Source organism: Niallia laureatilytica (assembly GCF_046613985.1).
In the GTDB taxonomy this organism is placed as follows: Bacteria; Bacillota; Bacilli; order Bacillales; family Cytobacillaceae; genus Niallia.
In genome coordinates this window covers 104,965-121,455 of record NZ_JBKKHP010000007.1, presented here as the reverse complement: position 1 = coordinate 121,455, position 16,491 = coordinate 104,965, and the positions used below count along the sequence as shown (strand labels likewise).

The 16,491-nt window shown below is 36.3% G+C and carries 15 protein-coding genes; 4 read left to right on the top strand and 11 right to left on the bottom strand.

Going from position 1 to position 16,491, the window contains the following annotated elements:
* Positions 1 to 114: 114 nt before the first annotated feature.
* The 7 genes from ACLIJJ_RS17360 to ACLIJJ_RS17330 form a co-directional block, all read right to left on the bottom strand.
* A complete protein-coding gene (locus tag ACLIJJ_RS17360) occupies positions 115 to 2,196 on the bottom strand; it encodes a TerD family protein (RefSeq protein WP_411411375.1) in 2,082 nt (693 codons plus the stop codon).
* A gap of 158 nt (positions 2,197 to 2,354) precedes the next feature.
* Positions 2,355 to 3,275, bottom strand: a complete 921-nt coding sequence (locus ACLIJJ_RS17355) for a hypothetical protein (protein ID WP_233314831.1) — start codon at positions 3,273 to 3,275, stop codon at positions 2,355 to 2,357.
* A 147-nt stretch (positions 3,276 to 3,422) separates the two neighbouring features.
* The gene (locus tag ACLIJJ_RS17350; RefSeq protein ID WP_411229600.1) at positions 3,423 to 4,097 is read right to left on the bottom strand and encodes an aspartate/glutamate racemase family protein; all 675 of its coding nucleotides are present in this window, start codon (positions 4,095 to 4,097) and stop codon (positions 3,423 to 3,425) included.
* 25 nt (positions 4,098 to 4,122) lie between these two features.
* The gene (locus ACLIJJ_RS17345) at positions 4,123 to 5,004 is read right to left on the bottom strand and encodes a LysR family transcriptional regulator (protein WP_341079731.1); all 882 of its coding nucleotides are present in this window, start codon (positions 5,002 to 5,004) and stop codon (positions 4,123 to 4,125) included.
* Positions 5,005 to 5,074: 70 nt separating this feature from the next.
* Positions 5,075 to 6,352, bottom strand: coding sequence for a four-carbon acid sugar kinase family protein (locus ACLIJJ_RS17340; protein WP_411411374.1), 1,278 nt, complete (start codon positions 6,350 to 6,352; stop codon positions 5,075 to 5,077).
* A gap of 12 nt (positions 6,353 to 6,364) precedes the next feature.
* Positions 6,365 to 7,006, bottom strand: a complete 642-nt coding sequence (locus tag ACLIJJ_RS17335) for a class II aldolase/adducin family protein (RefSeq protein ID WP_411411373.1) — start codon at positions 7,004 to 7,006, stop codon at positions 6,365 to 6,367.
* Between the two features lie 56 nt (positions 7,007 to 7,062).
* Complete coding sequence (locus tag ACLIJJ_RS17330; RefSeq protein ID WP_341079736.1) at positions 7,063 to 8,142, bottom strand: isocitrate/isopropylmalate dehydrogenase family protein; 1,080 nt, start codon at positions 8,140 to 8,142, stop codon at positions 7,063 to 7,065.
* Between the two features lie 354 nt (positions 8,143 to 8,496).
* Between ACLIJJ_RS17330 and ACLIJJ_RS17325 the strand changes: the two genes are divergently transcribed.
* Positions 8,497 to 8,991, top strand: coding sequence for a PTS sugar transporter subunit IIA (locus ACLIJJ_RS17325; protein WP_411411372.1), 495 nt, complete (start codon positions 8,497 to 8,499; stop codon positions 8,989 to 8,991).
* A gap of 48 nt (positions 8,992 to 9,039) precedes the next feature.
* Here ACLIJJ_RS17325 and ACLIJJ_RS17320 read toward each other — a convergent pair whose 3' ends face one another.
* From ACLIJJ_RS17320 to ACLIJJ_RS17310, 3 genes are all read right to left on the bottom strand, one after another.
* Positions 9,040 to 9,819 carry a TerC family protein gene (locus tag ACLIJJ_RS17320; RefSeq protein WP_411411371.1) on the bottom strand — a complete coding sequence of 260 codons (780 nt, stop codon included), beginning with the start codon at positions 9,817 to 9,819 and terminating at the stop codon, positions 9,040 to 9,042.
* Between the two features lie 74 nt (positions 9,820 to 9,893).
* The gene (locus ACLIJJ_RS17315; protein WP_411229593.1) at positions 9,894 to 11,186 is read right to left on the bottom strand and encodes a CitMHS family transporter; all 1,293 of its coding nucleotides are present in this window, start codon (positions 11,184 to 11,186) and stop codon (positions 9,894 to 9,896) included.
* A gap of 35 nt (positions 11,187 to 11,221) precedes the next feature.
* Positions 11,222 to 12,301, bottom strand: a complete 1,080-nt coding sequence (locus tag ACLIJJ_RS17310) for an isocitrate/isopropylmalate dehydrogenase family protein (protein ID WP_341081572.1) — start codon at positions 12,299 to 12,301, stop codon at positions 11,222 to 11,224.
* 256 nt (positions 12,302 to 12,557) lie between these two features.
* Here ACLIJJ_RS17310 and ACLIJJ_RS17305 point away from each other — a divergent pair, with 256 nt between their 5' ends.
* Positions 12,558 to 13,181 carry an RraA family protein gene (locus ACLIJJ_RS17305; protein WP_411411370.1) on the top strand — a complete coding sequence of 208 codons (624 nt, stop codon included), beginning with the start codon at positions 12,558 to 12,560 and terminating at the stop codon, positions 13,179 to 13,181.
* Positions 13,182 to 13,234: 53 nt separating this feature from the next.
* Positions 13,235 to 14,389: an MFS transporter gene (locus ACLIJJ_RS17300; protein ID WP_411411369.1), complete on the top strand. Its 1,155-nt coding sequence runs from the start codon at positions 13,235 to 13,237 to the stop codon at positions 14,387 to 14,389.
* A gap of 38 nt (positions 14,390 to 14,427) precedes the next feature.
* Here the strand turns inward: ACLIJJ_RS17300 and ACLIJJ_RS17295 are convergent, their stop codons facing one another.
* Entirely contained in the window at positions 14,428 to 15,213 is a 786-nt protein-coding gene (locus tag ACLIJJ_RS17295; protein ID WP_411411368.1) for a class I SAM-dependent methyltransferase, read from the bottom strand.
* Positions 15,214 to 15,552: 339 nt separating this feature from the next.
* Here ACLIJJ_RS17295 and ACLIJJ_RS17290 point away from each other — a divergent pair, with 339 nt between their 5' ends.
* Positions 15,553 to 16,431: a VanW family protein gene (locus ACLIJJ_RS17290; protein ID WP_237943248.1), complete on the top strand. Its 879-nt coding sequence runs from the start codon at positions 15,553 to 15,555 to the stop codon at positions 16,429 to 16,431.
* Positions 16,432 to 16,491: the final 60 nt, after the last annotated feature.

Genomic DNA, 16,491 nt, shown 5'->3' with positions numbered 1-16,491 from the left:
TAAGAAGGAAGGTATAACAAAGCCTTTATATTAATTGGGAAAGCAATCCATCTAACGATTTACAAGATATAAGAGTTAGAAGGAAGATAGATAATAGCCCAATATGTATTCATACTATAGATATTCTGAAACAATGAGATCAAGATCAAAAGGAGTAATCCCTTTATCAACAGAGAAAATTAAATCTGCTTCCTCTATTGTAGCACAAAACTCTCCTCGTGCCTCAATATGAAGCTTAAATAAATCATATAAATTCGGTTTGACAAGTGAAGTTAATGCCTTTCCCATCAACACCATTCCCATTTGATTTTCTTCTACATTATTAGCAAAATATGGATCCGTTCGAAGTGCAACATCTGTCCAAATAATTTTATTATCCTGTAAATCAAGTATCATTGGAATACATATCTTAGAATCAGATGTAATATCCATTCTATTCTCGACTGTTTTTGGCTCATATATTTCCCCGGAATTAGGATTTTCTCTGCTCATCCAGCCCATAAAGCATTCTGGAAGCTCATTAAATGCCTCACCGCTAAAAGAATGGATAGAAAAGACAATATACCTTCCGCCGAAATTACGGACCGACTGTATATCCAAATCAATGAACTCACTAGCGCCTGCTGGTGCTGAAGTAATATCACCACTATGACTCGATTTATACTTAGCTGATCTTAAGTTCGTATACGAAACATGTTCCAAATATCCCCAGGCTTCATCATACATAACGGCGGATAAATCGATATCTGTGCCCCAATCTTTCGAGCCGTCTTTCCAATAAAGAAAAGTTCTAATTGTCTTCATGGACTCTGCCACATCTAGCTTTGAACCTCTCACAACAGCTTTAACCGACTTATTAGCGGAGCGCTGGGAAAATGGCACAAGATAATTTTTTAGTGCTTCGTCCAAATAAACCTTTCCAATCGGACCCTTTTGCTTATAAATACTGATTAAACTGTTGTCACAAATGCACACAATTTCCTCACAAACTTCCTCTGCAATGTCAGGGAGATTATTGTCTATCACAAACATCTTCGCTACATTTCCTTTAGGAAAAAATGATCTTTTTTCATTTCCTGCATTCCTGTTTTTAAAATGTTCTCTTACTTGCAACAGCACCGTCGTTTCTACTTTTTCAGCAATTGCCTTAAAATTCTCGATCACAATCTCAGGCTGGTGATGAAGTCTTAATAGGTGATCAAGCTTGCGCGCAAATTCACCTGGTCTTTCAGACAAAAAAGTCATAGCATCATCCATTCGCTTTGTGTACAGTGCCTCTGCAACAAGACCATTAAATGTAGGAATATGCTCATTATTTCTCAGCTTGAAAAAAGCTTCGTTCGCCTTTTTAAATTGCTTATATTCTCCTGGATGGAGCCGCTCTCCTAACCTAATCCATCTGTTCTTATACCTTTTCATATCCTCTTCGATATTGCCGCAGTTTTCAAGAAGCGTTAGAAGTAAACGTCTCTCCTTTCTTTTAAAGCTCTTAAATCTTGTACTTGCAGCTAAGCTGACATCCCCATCCGAAAGAGACACAGCAATCCGCAGGACATCTGTAGCTGTTTTAACATATTGAAACAGAATCTTATGATCTAAGTTGTTCTCCAATAATAACTTTCCAAGTAAAGCAATATTCTCCTTCAAAGGCACTTCTCGCGGTATAAGCTGCCCGGCCATTTCAGGAAAGCTTGAGAAGGCATACTCCAAGTCTGCCTTGTCAGTTGCTGAAAGGGACGTTTTTGAAGAAAGCAAGTTTCGGAAAATCATCAAAAAATCGGCAGTCGAACCAAGGGCTATCACTTTTTGCTCTGTTCTGTCATACAACGGCAGTCTTGTCTGTTGCTCATATTCAGGCAATATTGTCCCCTCTGACAAATAATGTATAAGCGCGTTTACAAATAGTTCTGCATCGCTCGCTTCCATCACCTGCTGCGGAAAGTTCGGATACATTGGCTTATAGGTCTTATTTGCACCCAATAATTCTTTCAAATTATCGATGGTGGATAAATAGAATTCATTAAGCTGGTTTGCGGAATATGTATATAGTGTATCAATGATAGATTTAGAAAATGTGTAGCCTAGTGATTCAAAATTGGCTAAGATGGTGGCTATGTAATGGAGATTAGGCGTATGTTCATTGCCTTTGGTTAGGATGAGTTTATTTTTTCTTCGTAAGTAGATTTGATTAATCATTATTCACCTCTTATAAATAAATACCTTTCTAGTTATATCATCATTTAGTAAAAAAATAAAATAATAACTTACATAATTAATATAATATGGAAACTCAGTTTAATAATAAAGAGAGGCAAACCTTTGAAAGGTTTGCCTTTGTATATGGTAATCTACTACTAAAATTCTTCTTCTTCCTCAACAGCAGTTATATCAAAGAGATAATCAGTTGTTGCTGTACCTTCCCATCCCTCTTGAGTAATATTACCTTGCTCATCTGTCTCTTCACTCATTTTTTTCAGAGCATATGTTGAGATAGAAAAACCTTCAACTGGTAACTGCTTTTCATCTAATTTCTTTATTTCTCCATTTGAAATAACATGAGGTTCATTTTCAGCAAAACCATATTGCGTTCTTTCGCCAAAGCTGTGTATCGCAAAAGTAGACAAACTTCCTTTAGCATTTGTAATGTCTGCAATATTAAGCGCGTTCATATTTACAAAGAAATACTTGGCATCTACTAAAGAAATAAGATTATCCCAGGCTTCAAAATGACTTTTAGAAATTTCATACCTATTCTTATCCACTACATAATTAATACTATAATATACTATGTCAAAGTGATCTTGCTGAATTAAATCCCAGCTTAATTCTGTCGGCTTGCCTGATTTAGTATATTGCAAGTTAAAATTTGTGAGCTTAATTTCACCATCTTTAAGTTTTAATTTCTTCATAACCAAATCGTTCTCTTTATCAAAATTAAGCTTATATACCGAACCAATTTCATGCTCAAGATTTATCGTGCGGCTCTCCCATTTATCTACAGCAATTGGTGTGATCCATTGTACGATTATAAATATAATGAAACCAAAGATGGCTGCTTGACGTTTAATAGGCGTATTTAACTTAGGTCGGAAAAACAGTAAATAAATGATAAAGCCAAGCGGTAAGGCAATTCCATTAAATTTAAATGCAAATACACCTAATATATAATAGCCAATTATTTTTAAAGAAAAATAGGCTTCTGAATCACTCTTTTTCTTGATTAAATACAATAATCCCCCAACTACTAACACTATGTAAACAATAGATGAAATCATCAAGTCCCCCTGTCTGGAATGCTGTCTCACTCCAGATATATGTATTATAATTCCAATACAAGTATAACATGGCAATTATAATTCATTTATAGAAAGTTATTTTGCTAATGAAAAAAGACCTTCATTCTAATGAAGGTCTCACTTATTTTAGCGGTAAAATGCTTCGATTTCACTAACAATCTTATTAGAACTAATTTCTGGACTAGTTAAAATCGGAATGGCAACATGCTTTAGAGCAGTCTTTGCTCTTGCCATTGAAAGTTGAGCCAGTATGATTAGATCTACTTGATTATTGAGAAGCTTTTCTACACTGCTTGCAATAAGGCTGTCATGCAATTCAAATTCTTTGTTATTTAGAGCAGCAAATGCTTCTGTATTAACTTCCACTAAAACCTCTACCTCTTTTCCCAAGATATCAGCCTTGTCTTTTACTGCTTTTTCCGTAGTCGGACCAGCAGTAGCTACTGTTGCAACGACACCTATTTTACTCCCCAGCTTAACGGCTTGTTCAATCATGGCATCATCTACATTTTCAATTGGAAGCTGCGGAAACCTTTTGCGCATTTCGGTAATTGTCGGACTGTAAGCAGAGCAGGATAGAAGGATTCCATCTACTTCTGTATCCACCGCTCGTTCTAGCAAACTCGCAAAACGTTCTACTAATGCTGCTGTAATTTCTCCTTCTTTATCTAGCGCTCTGAGCAGTCCCTCATCCATGAAATTAATCGTTTCTATATCAGGAAAATTCTTCGCAAAAGCTTCCAGTATTGGGTTAACAGAATTTAGTGTAGCATGGATTAAACCGACTTTATATTTGTTCATGTTCTACACTCCATCACTTTAAAATTTAATTTTGTTTAGATATCATATCTTGGAAGTTTATTTCGTCCATAAACTCAATGAAGGTTCTTACTAATTTCAAATTATAGTCATCTTGATTGTAGAACATCCAAGTGTGTCTAGTTATTGGATTATTATCTTTATCATTTAAGGGCAGCTGATATAAATTCCCTGTGTTTTTAATAACTAAGCTGGGCATTATCGCATACCCTAAATCATGTGCTACCATTTCCCTGCAAGTGTCTGTTTTATCTACTTTAATTCCAACTTTCGGGGGAACGGAAAAGTTCTCTGACCACCATGTATCTATCATATCTTGAAGTTTAACATCACATATATAATCAATTCGGGGTAATGTTGGAAGTTCTGCCAAATCGATTTTACTATAAGATACTAATGATAAGTTCTCTTCTAGTAATAATCTTTTTCCTCCAATCCACTTGTAATCTCCTCTTACAAATCCAATATGAATTTCGTGATTGTACACTTGATTATATATTTGGCTGCTCCATTTGCTTGTTAAGCTAAAATTAACTTTTGGATGCCTTGATTTAAACTCTTTAAGAACAGGCGGAATTTTTCTTGTAATAAAACTAGAAACACCTAGTCGTAATGTACCAGAAATTTCTTCATCCATATTAGCTAAATGATCCTGTACCTCTATATCTCTTGTAATCATTTCATCTGCATAGTTAACGAGGTATTCTCCTTGAGGTGTGAACTGAATTCCTTTTTTACTGCGATGAACGATTGTTACCTTATATTCTGCTTCCATTTGTTGAATTCTTTTTGTAAGTGCTGGCTGTGACATGAACAGACTTTCTGCAACTTTTGTTATATTTTTTTCCTTGTATAACTTCTGCAATATCTGCCAATCTCGTTTGTCCATGTTATACCCTCCTGAAATCATAACTTCTAGATTAAATTATATAGAACGTTAATTGATTTAGAAAGCGCACTTACGATGTAGTTAATTCTTTTAAATGCGAAACTGCTTTAACAAGAAAGTCCTTCTTACCGAAACTGCCTGACTTCAGTACAATTAACATTTCCTTATCAATTACTAATCCGGAAGGCACACCAGTATCAATTTCCTTCACAATATAATTTCCTTTAATCTCTAAATGCCTGCATACAGTGCCAGAAGTATCTCCGCCAGCTGCGACAATTCTTTTTAAATCTAAAGAATCAGTCAATCTTTTAGAAACAGCGGCTAAAAAACCTGATATTTTTTTACTAATAATTAATTCACTAAATCCCTTGAGTTTTCCAATTTCCTTTGTTTCCTTTACGATGATTGGATTATTTTCTGCCATAATCAACACATCTTGCCCGTCTCTTAACCGTAATTTCGCTTCGTTATAGACTTTATCAAGTTCTTCTTGATAATTGCTGTCTAAGATTTTCCTTGAATCAACTACTATGGAGAAAACGCCTGATTCTATTAACTCTTTTGTCTGTTCTTTTGTTTGCGGTGTTAGGCTTCCTGATATAATTAGAACTCCATTTGAATCCTTTATCGATACAGTGCTTGCTAAATTAGGAAACGCTGATTTTGGCAGAACTTTAGGCAGTTCTTCTCCTAATGCCGAGCTGCCAGCAAGTACTCTAAACCCTGCTGCTGCTTGTGCGATTATAGTTAAGTCTTCTTGTGTTTGACCATCAATGATTACGTACTGATAATCATTTTTTGCCTTTTCAATCGCCTTTTTTAATTCTTCAGGACCTTTTCTGACTGTCTCTAAATAAATAGAGGTTACATTTCTTCTTGTCTGTTTTTTCAAAATTGATTCTAGGTTGGACTCTATCATTGGATGAACGGGATCATGGAAGAACTCTGAATCTTCTAGTCTCTTGCCATTAACCTTGTGAATCCCATTTGTGGTTGTACGGCCGTTTTGTGGAAAAGAAAGAGAAATAATTGCAAAATCTTCATTCAATTCATCGAGCATGGCATCAAATTCCACACCTATATTGCCTCTAAACACAGAGCATGTTTTATTATAAAACATCGTACAACCTGCCTTTTGTAAAATCTTTGTTGCTTTAAATACTTTATCATAGGCAGTATTGGGACTGTCTAAGCGGCTGTCTGTATCGATAATAACTACATCTGCATCCCTTACAATTTCCATATTTTCTTCAAAGGTAAGCACCTTTACCTTATAGCCGCTCTTAGAAAACATGATGCCAATATCATTAGCACCAGTTGTATCATCTGCTACTACACCAATCATTTTTAAGCCTCCTTATCGTTTAATCCTTGGCTTATAAAGAGACTCTTCCAAAAACTCCATCACTTTATAGTCAGGCAGCGAATGTAATTCAACCCCACTGGATTTTGCTGTCAGGATCATCCTGCATGTCATTTCTAATGTTTCTAATCTCATTAAGGCTTCTGATATGGAAGTATCCATCACTACTACTCCATGATTACGCATCATTATTACATCTGATTTATTGGCCTCTTCTGCTATCGCTTCTCCTAGATCTCTTGTTCCAGGATGGTAATAATCTACATAGCCGATATTTTCCAGGTAATAAAAGTTTTCAATAAACAGGTTTGCGAGTATGTGTTCTTTACTGCATGCAAAGAGAGTTGTATAAAATGGTGAGGAATGAATAACCGCTTGTACATCTGGCCTTGTTTTATATATTCCTGTATGCATTGGTGTTTCTTTTGAAGCTTTTCTTTCACTTAAGTTTTTTTCATACTGAAGGTCAAATAGAACAAAATCTTCATCTTTCAAGTCACCCATAAAGGTACCTGAAGCGGTTATAAGCATTGTTTTATCATCAACTCGGCTGCTGATATTGCCTGATGTACCCCATGCCAGCTTATTTTCGAGCATATATTTACCACAGTTTATCAATCCATCACTTATAGTCATGTGTAAATCCTCCTATAGAAAAAACCAAACAGCTACCCGTTTGGTTTTTATTTTGTTTACGCTCGCATTCTCTTGATAACAGCTTCTGTGAATTCTGTAGTAGATGCCGAACCGCCAAGGTCACGGGTAGTTGGTCCTTCGGCAATCGTTTGTAAGACAGCATTTTCGATTATTTCTGCAATAACGTTCAGATTATTATCATCATGATGGTTTGCAAGCCACTGAAGCAGCATCACTGTTGAAAGAAGCATACTTGTTGGATTAGCAACATTTTGTCCAGCGATATCCGGTGCAGACCCATGTGCTGCCTGTGCCATTGCCTGCTCTCCATTTGTATTTAGTGATGCTGACAAACCAAGACTTCCTACTAGTTCACCAGCTAGGTCTGATAGTATGTCTCCGAATAGATTAGTAGTTACAATAACATCAAACTCTTCTGCTCTTCTTACTAAGTGAGCTGTCATGGCATCAATATGGAAATCATTCACTTCTACTTCTGGATAATACTTTTCACCAACCTCATAACAAACATCACGGAATAATTCATAAGCAAACTTGATTACATTTGCTTTATGAACGATTGTTACCTTTTTTCGTCTCGTCATTGCCAGCTTAAATGCTTCATGAGCAATTCTTTCCGTTGCTTGCCGTGTAAATACGCCTGTTACTAATGCGACATCTTTATTTACCATATATTCTCCTGTCCCTTTATACATATTTCTATCTGACAGGAAACCCTCTGTATTTTCTCTGAAAACAACTAAATCTGCATTACCTACTAAACTAGTCGTCCCAGGCAGGGCACGGCTTGGACGTACATTAGAATATAAATCAAAATGATGTCTAAGTTCACCGCTTGGATTTCGTTTCGAGATTCTATGTTCATCAGGATAAGCAGCTGAATCATGTGGAGCCATTAACCAGCCATTCGTATCCTCCAACCCTTTTTTCGTAATTTCTGGTACAGGGTCATTATATTTTTTAATGCCTTCCCATCCCATCGGCAGCTCTTTGTATTCAAAGGTTGTACCATTATTCGCTTGTTGTGTGGCAGCCTTCAATACTTCTACGGATGCTTTTACAATTTCAGGACCAATTCCATCTCCATATAGAACACCTAATTTATAATTTGCCATCAGATAACCACCTTTATTGTTATATAAACTAACTGGTTAATAATTACTTTCTACATTTATTCTAATACAATTAAACCATAATAAAAAATATACGTTTTTTATTAAATATCATAAAAATAAGTTATGGATACAGGTTTTTAATAACCATTATTTAAGAGTTATGGTTCATAACTTTTCATTATCGCTGTCCATTCTTTTTTAGAATAATAGATAAAACCCTTGGTATCATTAGCTTTATAAGATTGTATATTCCTGTGCTTCCAGAATTGAATTGACGAAGCGTTTCCCACTCGTTACATTTACGATAAAGGTAACAAGGGTTCTTATGTCTCTTGTATGAAAGGAGATTCAATCATGTTTAAAAATAGTCATCAGAAGAAAACAGAAGCACACTCTATTTTCACTCCTGCAGATGGAAGTTTTGTCTCTTTAGAAACTGTGCCAGATCCTATCTTCAGCAATAAGCTTGTTGGTGAAGGCTTCGCCGTGGATCCTTCCAATGGCATAATTGTTTCACCTGTTACTGGGGAGGTCACCCATATTTCTCAAACAAACCATGTTATGACGATTAGAAATGCAGAGGATATTGATGTTTTAATCCATATTGGACTTGAAACCTCTTCTCTAAAAGGGGAGCCTTTTAAAGCTTTAGTACAGTTGGGGCAATCGGTGAAAAAAGGGGAGCCTTTAATTGACTTTAACTTAACTTATTTAAAAGATAATGCTTATAGTCCCTTAATATTAGTTATCTTGCCTAATATTAAGAACAAAAATTATTCAATTATATGGCAAGATGAAGTTACTTTAGTTGCTGGAGAAACAAAAATTTTATCTGTTGTAGAAAGATAAGACACTAAAAAAAGTGCCTGTTGAAAAATCGGCACTTTTTTTGTTCTATTAAACTTTTGTTAGCTCTCTTTTCGGTTGCTTGTTAACCTCTTCAACATTCTCCTCCATTTTTTCTGCAAACATAACGTCTATGGACTCCTTTGGTTCATTGGAAATTGTTTCATGTGCATTACCAGCAGCTGCCTGTTTGTTTTTATAAATCCCTCCCCCAACTACTAATGCGATCACTACTATTTCAAATCCATATTTCAACAATGGATTTTGGAAGTATGTACTCAAAAAAGGTTCGGCAACGATCATTTTGGAGGCTGTCCATGCTAGGATTGCGGAACCAAACGTAATAATAACAGGAAAACGTTCAATCCATTTCAATATTAAAGTGCTGCACCACATCACAACAGGAATAGAAACTAATAAGCCAATCACTACTAAGAGGATACTTCCATGAGCTGCTCCAGCCACAGCTAACACATTATCCAGTCCCATTAATGCATCTGCAATAATAACTGTTCTTACAGCTCCCCAAAAATTATTGCTTGATTTTATATCACTATGTTCCTCCTTTTCTACTAATAATTTATAAGAAATAAAAACTAGCATTAACCCTCCTGCTAAATGTAAGCCTGGTACTTTTAACAGCCATACGACAGCCAAAGTTGCTGCAATTCGAATGATAATCGCACCAAGAGAACCCCACATGATAACTTTTTTCTGTTGATCTTTAGGCAGATTCCTCGCCGCAAGTCCTATAAGAATAGCATTATCACCTGCTAATACTAAATCAATAACAATAATAGAAAGTAATGCTGTTAAAAATTCAAACTCCATATTGTTCCTCCTTCTCTAATATAAATAGCCCTTTTTTGAAAAGGGCTATTCTATGAAAGTTTAAGCTTATTTAATTACAGTGCCATTGCTCCTGTTAAAATTCCGACAATAATCATGACAACGGCTGTTAAGAGAATCCAGCCCATTGTATATTTTTGTAATTTACCTAGATCACTTCGTATTAATTCTATTAACACCCATAATGGTGCAGATGTTGGCCCAATCAAGTGTATTGTCTGTCCAATTACAGATGCTCGCGCAATACTGACAGAATCTACCCCGTATTGACTGCCTGCTTCTGCTAAGACAGGTAATGCCCCGAAGAAAAAGGCATCATTTGACATTAGGAAGCTAAGCGGCAGACCAATGATTGCAACAATGATGGTATAGTATTCTCCAAACGCACTTGGAATAATAGAAACGATATCATTTGCCATATGGTCAACCATTTCTGTACCTTGAAGGATACCTGTGAATATCCCCGCTCCAAGCACAAGTGATACAACTGGTATGGCATTAGAAGCATGCTGTTTGAGCACCTTTTTTTGTTCTTCGATATTTGGGAAGTTAACCACTAAAGCAATAGCGAACCCAATGATGAAGAGAATATACAGCTCTACTACGTCCAGAATTAAGACGCCCATTATTGCTAGAGTGAGAAATAAGTTAAACCAAATGATTTTAGAATTCTTCTTTTCTCGCACTTCTGCAGTTGCTGCAATCTCTTGATTGTATTTAGCTATAACTTCCGCTCCAAGACGTTTTCGTTCTCTTTTTCCTAAAAAGTACGCAATCGCAAGTGTAGAAATCGCCCCGGCCAACATTACTGGCAACATCGGAATAAAATATTCATTCGCATTAAGACCTAGCACACTAATTGCTCTTGTTGCAGATCCGCCCCACGGTGTGCTCCCTGCAATAATTCCTAAGGACATGATGGAGACAGTTGCTAATATTAATGGGTTCATACCGATTTTTCTGTAAACAGGCAGCATGGCAGAACAAATAATCATATATGTTGTTGTTCCATCCCCGTCTAATGCTACTAGCAATGCTAGTAACGCCGTCCCCATTGCTATTTTAACTGGATCTCCTTTAGCAATCTTTAAAATCATATTACTAACAGGATCAAATAAGCCTGTATCCATCATGATACCAAAGTACAGAATTGCAAATAACAGTAGTACTGCTGTAGGAGCGGTAAGCTCTACTCCCTGTACCATCATATCTCCCAATTTTGACCCAAATCCCCCGAGTAAGGCAAAAATCACAGGAACAAAAATGATGGCTGTAAATGCAATCAATCGCTTAGACATGACTAAGTAAGTGAAAACCGCAATAGTTAGAAACCCTAGAATTGATAACAAATTTATACCCCCAAACACATTGAATGCGTTTTCATTTATTTGACAGCTAACTCACCAATTCTTGTGATAATCGCTTCTGCAAACTCAGACGTAGATGCTGTCCCTCCCAAGTCTCCAGTCATTGTCCCGTCTTTAAGGCAGCTATTAATTCCTTGTTCAACAAGCTGACCGACTTGGTGTAATTTAGAGTCATGATGTCTTTCACTCAGCCAATCCATCAGCATAACAGTAGACAACATAATGCCGATAGGATTTGCAATATTTTTGCCAGCAATATCTGGTGCCGAGCCGTGAGCTGCTTGCGCCATTGCCTGATTATCATTCGTATTGATAGAAGGAGCTAATCCTAGGCTTCCAACTAATTCACCAGCTAAATCTGATAAAATATCACCAAACATATTCTCTGTTACTATAATATCAAAATCTCTTGCTCTGCGGACTAAGTGTGCTGTCATTGCATCGATATGGTAGTCATCAACCGTAACCTCTGGGTATTGTTGCGCTACCTCTTTACATGTATTTAAGAAAAGGCCTGTTCCCAGTTTAATAACATTTGCTTTATGAACAATCGTCACTTTTTTTCTGCGCTGCATCGCCATTTTAAAGGCAGCGTGTGCGATTCTTTCAGCAGCCTTCTTCGTAAATACACCTGCAGATACGACAACTTCTGGTGTTATTTGCCATTCACCTCCGCCAATATGCATGTTTCTATCTGTATAGAAGCCTTCTGTATTTTCACGGTAAATAATTAAATCTGCTTCGCCAACAACACTTTTTGCCCCAGGCATTGTTTTTGCTGGTCTGATATTTGCATATAAATCTAAAGTGTGGCGAAGTTCACCGCTTGGGTTTCTTTTTGCTTTATGTTCAGGCGGATATGCTGCAGAATCGTGTGGTCCTAAAATCCAACCATCACAGTCATTTAACATTTCCTTCGTATAACTAGGTGTTGGATCATTGTACTTTTCAATTCCTTCCCACCCCATTGGAAGCTCTATCCAATCAAACTTTACATCTAACTCTTGTGCAGCTGCTTTAAAAACCTTTACTGTAGCGCTTACAATTTCTGGCCCAATGCCATCACCTTGTAATACTCCTAACTTATATGCCTTCATCATCTCATCTCCCTATTTCGTTTGTGCTTATAGATTTTCAATATTGAATTTCTACTATCACTGTAATATAAAGCTAACGATAAATGAAATATCGCTTTTTTATGTTTATCCATAACTATTTTTTATTTTCCTATCCACCGGTGTGATCATATTAACCATTACTTTTTTTTATCGATAACAATAACTTATATTGATTTCTATAATATAGTGGTTTTTTTGTATAATGGTAGAAAATATAATAACAAGGGAGAGGCTTATGGAGAACATAATAGAGCAATTTAAAGGCATTCCTACTACATCGATTTCCGATTCTATGAATGGATTAAATAATCTGGACCCTTCTATAAAGCCAATTAAGGATGAATATTCTTTTGCTGGCAGAGCACTTACTGTTAAAATTCCAGTTGGTGATAATTTGGCCGTTCTAAAAGCCATCAGAGAGTCAAAACCTAATGATGTTATTATTGTCGATGCTAAGGGAGATACATACAGAGCTGCTGCCGGGGACTTTGTAATTGGTATGGCAAAAACGCTTGGGGCTGGTGCATTTGTTGTAGATGGTGCAATCCGAGATATAAATGGCATTAGAGATCTCGATTTCCCTGTTTTTTGTAAAGGGACAACTGTAGCAGCTGGAGGAAAAGCTGGCATGGGAGAGATTAATATCCCGATTTCTTGCGGAGGTGTTACGGTAAAACCAGGGGATATCATTGTCGGCGATATTGACGGTGTTGTCGTAATTCCACAGGAACAGGAAGAAGAAATATTGGCAAACTCACTTGATAGAGTGGAAAAAGATAAAGCAAGAGAAGAACAAATCTCAGGCAATAAAGAAGAAATTATTAAATATCTTGATCAAATGATTCATTCTGCAAAATAAGTATTCATGAAAGGAAGACATCTGCTCTTCCTTTTTATTATGGGGAGATAAATATGATGTTGAGAATAATAATATTTTCTGTTTTTGCTTTTCAATTAATTATTAATATTACTCGTCCAATTATTACGTTATATGCATCTGACTTAGGATCAAATACATTTGAAATAGGTATATTAACCGCTGCGTTCGCCTTCTTCCCACTTCTTTTTGCTTTACATGCTGGCAGAATAGCTGATAAGTATGGAGATCGTTATCCGGTTATTTTTGGGATGATTGGATTAGCTGCAGGTATGTTTTTCCCATACTTTTTCACCTCTATTTCGGCTTTGTATATTAGTCAGTTAATTGTAGGGATATCGAATATTTTTATCGCTGTTTCTCTGCAAAATGTTATAGGTACTATAGCTACCGAATCGAATCGAGATCAATATTTCAGTATGTTTGGCATGGCAGTTGCTGCTGCTTCTGTATTAGGTCCGATGCTTGGGGGATATATCTCTGAACACTATAATTATAATAGTGTGTTTCTCATTTCCCTGCTATTATCTATCCTGCCTATTATCATAAGCTTAAAAATACCTGCCATTAAAAAGGATGTGGGTGAGAAGAAAAGCATTATCGAATCAATTGGGTTATTAAAAATACCATTATTGAAGAAGGCTTTATTTTCAAGTGCCTTAGTTTTGTATTCTAGAGATATTTTCGTTGCCTATTTTCCTATTCTTGCAAAGGAGTCACATTTATCCAATTCACAAATTGGGCTCGTTATTTCATTACAAGGATTAGCGATGATTATAATTCGCTTTATTTTACCGAGACTGCTTTTAATTATGGGCAGAGACTATATTTTATTTATCTCTGTTCTGCTGGCCGGTGCATCTTTTCTGCTTATTCCATTTACCGGAAGTCTGACTTTTTATTGTGTCTTTAGCTGCTTGATGGGCTTTGGTCTTGGCTGTGGCCAGCCGTTATCTCTGACTACTACTTATAACGCTTCACCGTTAAACAGAACTGGGGAAGTGCTAGGGTTAAGACTTTCTACCAATAGACTATCCCAATTAATTGCACCAATATTTTTCGGAATAGTAGGCACGTGGATGGGAATTTTATCTGTTTTTCTTTTTAGCGGCTTTTTCTTAATTGGTGGTTCTTGGTTTATTAAAGAAAACAAGACTAATGGTGGAGGTACAGTTGAAATAAACAAATAATAAAAAGATAAGCTGGTGGCAGCTTATCTTTTTCGTGTTCATTTCTTCTCCAAAAGCACCATCCATTCATCGAGTTTAAAAGAGAGCACCTCACTTTCCTCCAATTGAAACCCAAAGTAATCTAGTACATTTACTTCAGTATTATCAATGTACTTTGCAACTTTCTTAATCTGCTCTAGAGAAGATGTTGTTCGTTCTACCCAGGTTTTATATTCCATCTGTTTCTTTCTAACTTTGGATTTCACAAGGACAAGACCAGTCTCGTCAATCCAGCTTTCCCACTCATTCCGCGTATAACAGCGAACATGACTGCTGTCGCGTAATCGTTCTAATGTATTAATAAACTCATCAAAGTTACTCTCATCTGGTGCTATATTATCAATTAATAGCAGCTTTCCTCCCGGTTTAAGAACCCGATGTGATTCTTTTAAAAATTCCTTGGCATCCGGAAAATGGTGTGCCGCAATTCTGCATGTCACTAAATCAAAGCTTTCGTCTAAAAACGGCAGATTTTCAGCATCTGCCACAATGAAGTGTATATTGGATGCATATACATCTAAGAACTGTTTTGCTTCCTTTAACATTTCAACTGTTAAATCTGTTGCATACACTTCTTTAACTTGAGGAGCTAAGAGCTTTGTAACATGACCGCCCCCAGCAGCTATATCTAAGACAGTCCAACTCTCTTTCGGCGCAGTCCATTCTAGCAAAAGTTGTAAGTCTTCTCCTTTTGAATGGCTTTTGCTTTCTACATATTTTTTAGCGTTCTTTCCAAATTGTAGCTTTACCTCCGCCTTTACATCATTGAAGTTTTTATCATTCATTCTCATCACCTCTACCTATACTATACAATCATATTAATGAAGATTATCATCGGAAATACTAATGGTTCTCCATAACATTTAATTATTACGCTGCATTTTCTTCTTAAAAACAATAATAAAAAATCCGCATACCCGCACAAAAGATGCGTTATACCTAATACTATAGCCATTACCACAAATGACAGGCTATTCCAAATTCATCCCTCTTACTATTACTTATCAATGGAAGAATGAGAACGTCTACCAATACATGATGACATCCTTGTTAGTATTCGTAGCATTTTAGACTACATAAAATGCAGGCTTTCATTTCATACTTATTATAGGGGGTTTTTGGATATGTATTTTAGTTGGATGCTTGCACTAATCATGTATACTCAACAAATGACGATGACAGATGATTTAATAATTACTAACAAAGGCGAGGAAATGTTTGTAGTTAATCGTTCTAACTTTTCCATGCAATACCCTGTATTGCCTTTTTTAGATACAGATAAGCTGGAGAGTTTTATGGATGAAATAGATCAGCAAATAAGTAAAAAACCTAAAAATGCGATTATTGATACAAACGGCAGTATTATCTCAGAACAGGTTGGCTACCGATTAAACAGGGCCGTTTTTACAGATAAGGTGTATGACTATTTTTTCTCTAACGGTTCAGCTGCGCTGGATATTCCTATAAGAGCCAATTATCCTCGAGTAGATAGTGAATTGCTCGGCAATATTAGAGGAGAAAAAATTGGACAGTATATTACTTTCTTTAATCCATATAACAAAGAACGTAATAACAATATTAATCTTGCTGCAAAAGCAATCAATAATTATGTCCTATTTCCAGGGGAAAGCTTTTCGTTTAATAAAGTGGTCGGTGAAAGAACAATGGAACGAGGTTATTTACCATCTACAGCCATTGTAAACGGGGAATACTCTGAACAATTTGGGGGAGGAATTTGCCAAGTTTCCTCTACTCTATTTAATGCAGTCGATAACGCAGGCTTAAATATTGTCCAGCGATTTACACATAGCAGAGGTGTTTCTTACGTTCCCGTTAAGCGAGATGCCACTGTAAGCTGGGATGGACCTGATTTGGTTTTTAAAAATGATTATAATCAGCCAATACTCATACTTGCTCGATCCATCAATAACCATATTAAAGTGGATATTTATTCTTCTGATGTAATTACATACACACCTAAGCAGGTGCCATATCTTCCTTAGAAAAACAAAAATACTCCCAAGTTAACTAACTTGGGAGTATTTTTTATGAATCAAAGTAAC

Bases quoted from the DNA above. Each gene is read 5' to 3' on its own strand.
- ACLIJJ_RS17350 (WP_411229600.1), bottom strand. From the start codon at position 4,097: ATGAACAAATATAAAGTCGGTTTAATCCATGCTACACTAAATTCTGTT.
- ACLIJJ_RS17310 (WP_341081572.1), bottom strand. From the start codon at position 12,301: ATGAAGGCATATAAGTTAGGAGTATTACAAGGTGATGGCATTGGGCCA.
- ACLIJJ_RS17325 (WP_411411372.1), top strand. From the start codon at position 8,497: ATGTTTAAAAATAGTCATCAGAAGAAAACAGAAGCACACTCTATTTTC.
- ACLIJJ_RS17355 (WP_233314831.1), bottom strand. From the start codon at position 3,275: ATGATTTCATCTATTGTTTACATAGTGTTAGTAGTTGGGGGATTATTG.
- ACLIJJ_RS17305 (WP_411411370.1), top strand. From the start codon at position 12,558: ATGGAGAACATAATAGAGCAATTTAAAGGCATTCCTACTACATCGATT.
- ACLIJJ_RS17300 (WP_411411369.1), top strand. From the start codon at position 13,235: ATGATGTTGAGAATAATAATATTTTCTGTTTTTGCTTTTCAATTAATT.
- ACLIJJ_RS17320 (WP_411411371.1), bottom strand. From the start codon at position 9,819: ATGGAGTTTGAATTTTTAACAGCATTACTTTCTATTATTGTTATTGAT.
- ACLIJJ_RS17330 (WP_341079736.1), bottom strand. From the start codon at position 8,142: ATGGCAAATTATAAATTAGGTGTTCTATATGGAGATGGAATTGGTCCT.
- ACLIJJ_RS17295 (WP_411411368.1), bottom strand. From the start codon at position 15,213: ATGAATGATAAAAACTTCAATGATGTAAAGGCGGAGGTAAAGCTACAA.
- ACLIJJ_RS17335 (WP_411411373.1), bottom strand. From the start codon at position 7,006: ATGACTATAAGTGATGGATTGATAAACTGTGGTAAATATATGCTCGAA.
- ACLIJJ_RS17290 (WP_237943248.1), top strand. From the start codon at position 15,553: ATGTATTTTAGTTGGATGCTTGCACTAATCATGTATACTCAACAAATG.
- ACLIJJ_RS17340 (WP_411411374.1), bottom strand. From the start codon at position 6,352: ATGATTGGTGTAGTAGCAGATGATACAACTGGTGCTAATGATATTGGC.
- ACLIJJ_RS17345 (WP_341079731.1), bottom strand. From the start codon at position 5,004: ATGGACAAACGAGATTGGCAGATATTGCAGAAGTTATACAAGGAAAAA.
- ACLIJJ_RS17360 (WP_411411375.1), bottom strand. From the start codon at position 2,196: ATGATTAATCAAATCTACTTACGAAGAAAAAATAAACTCATCCTAACC.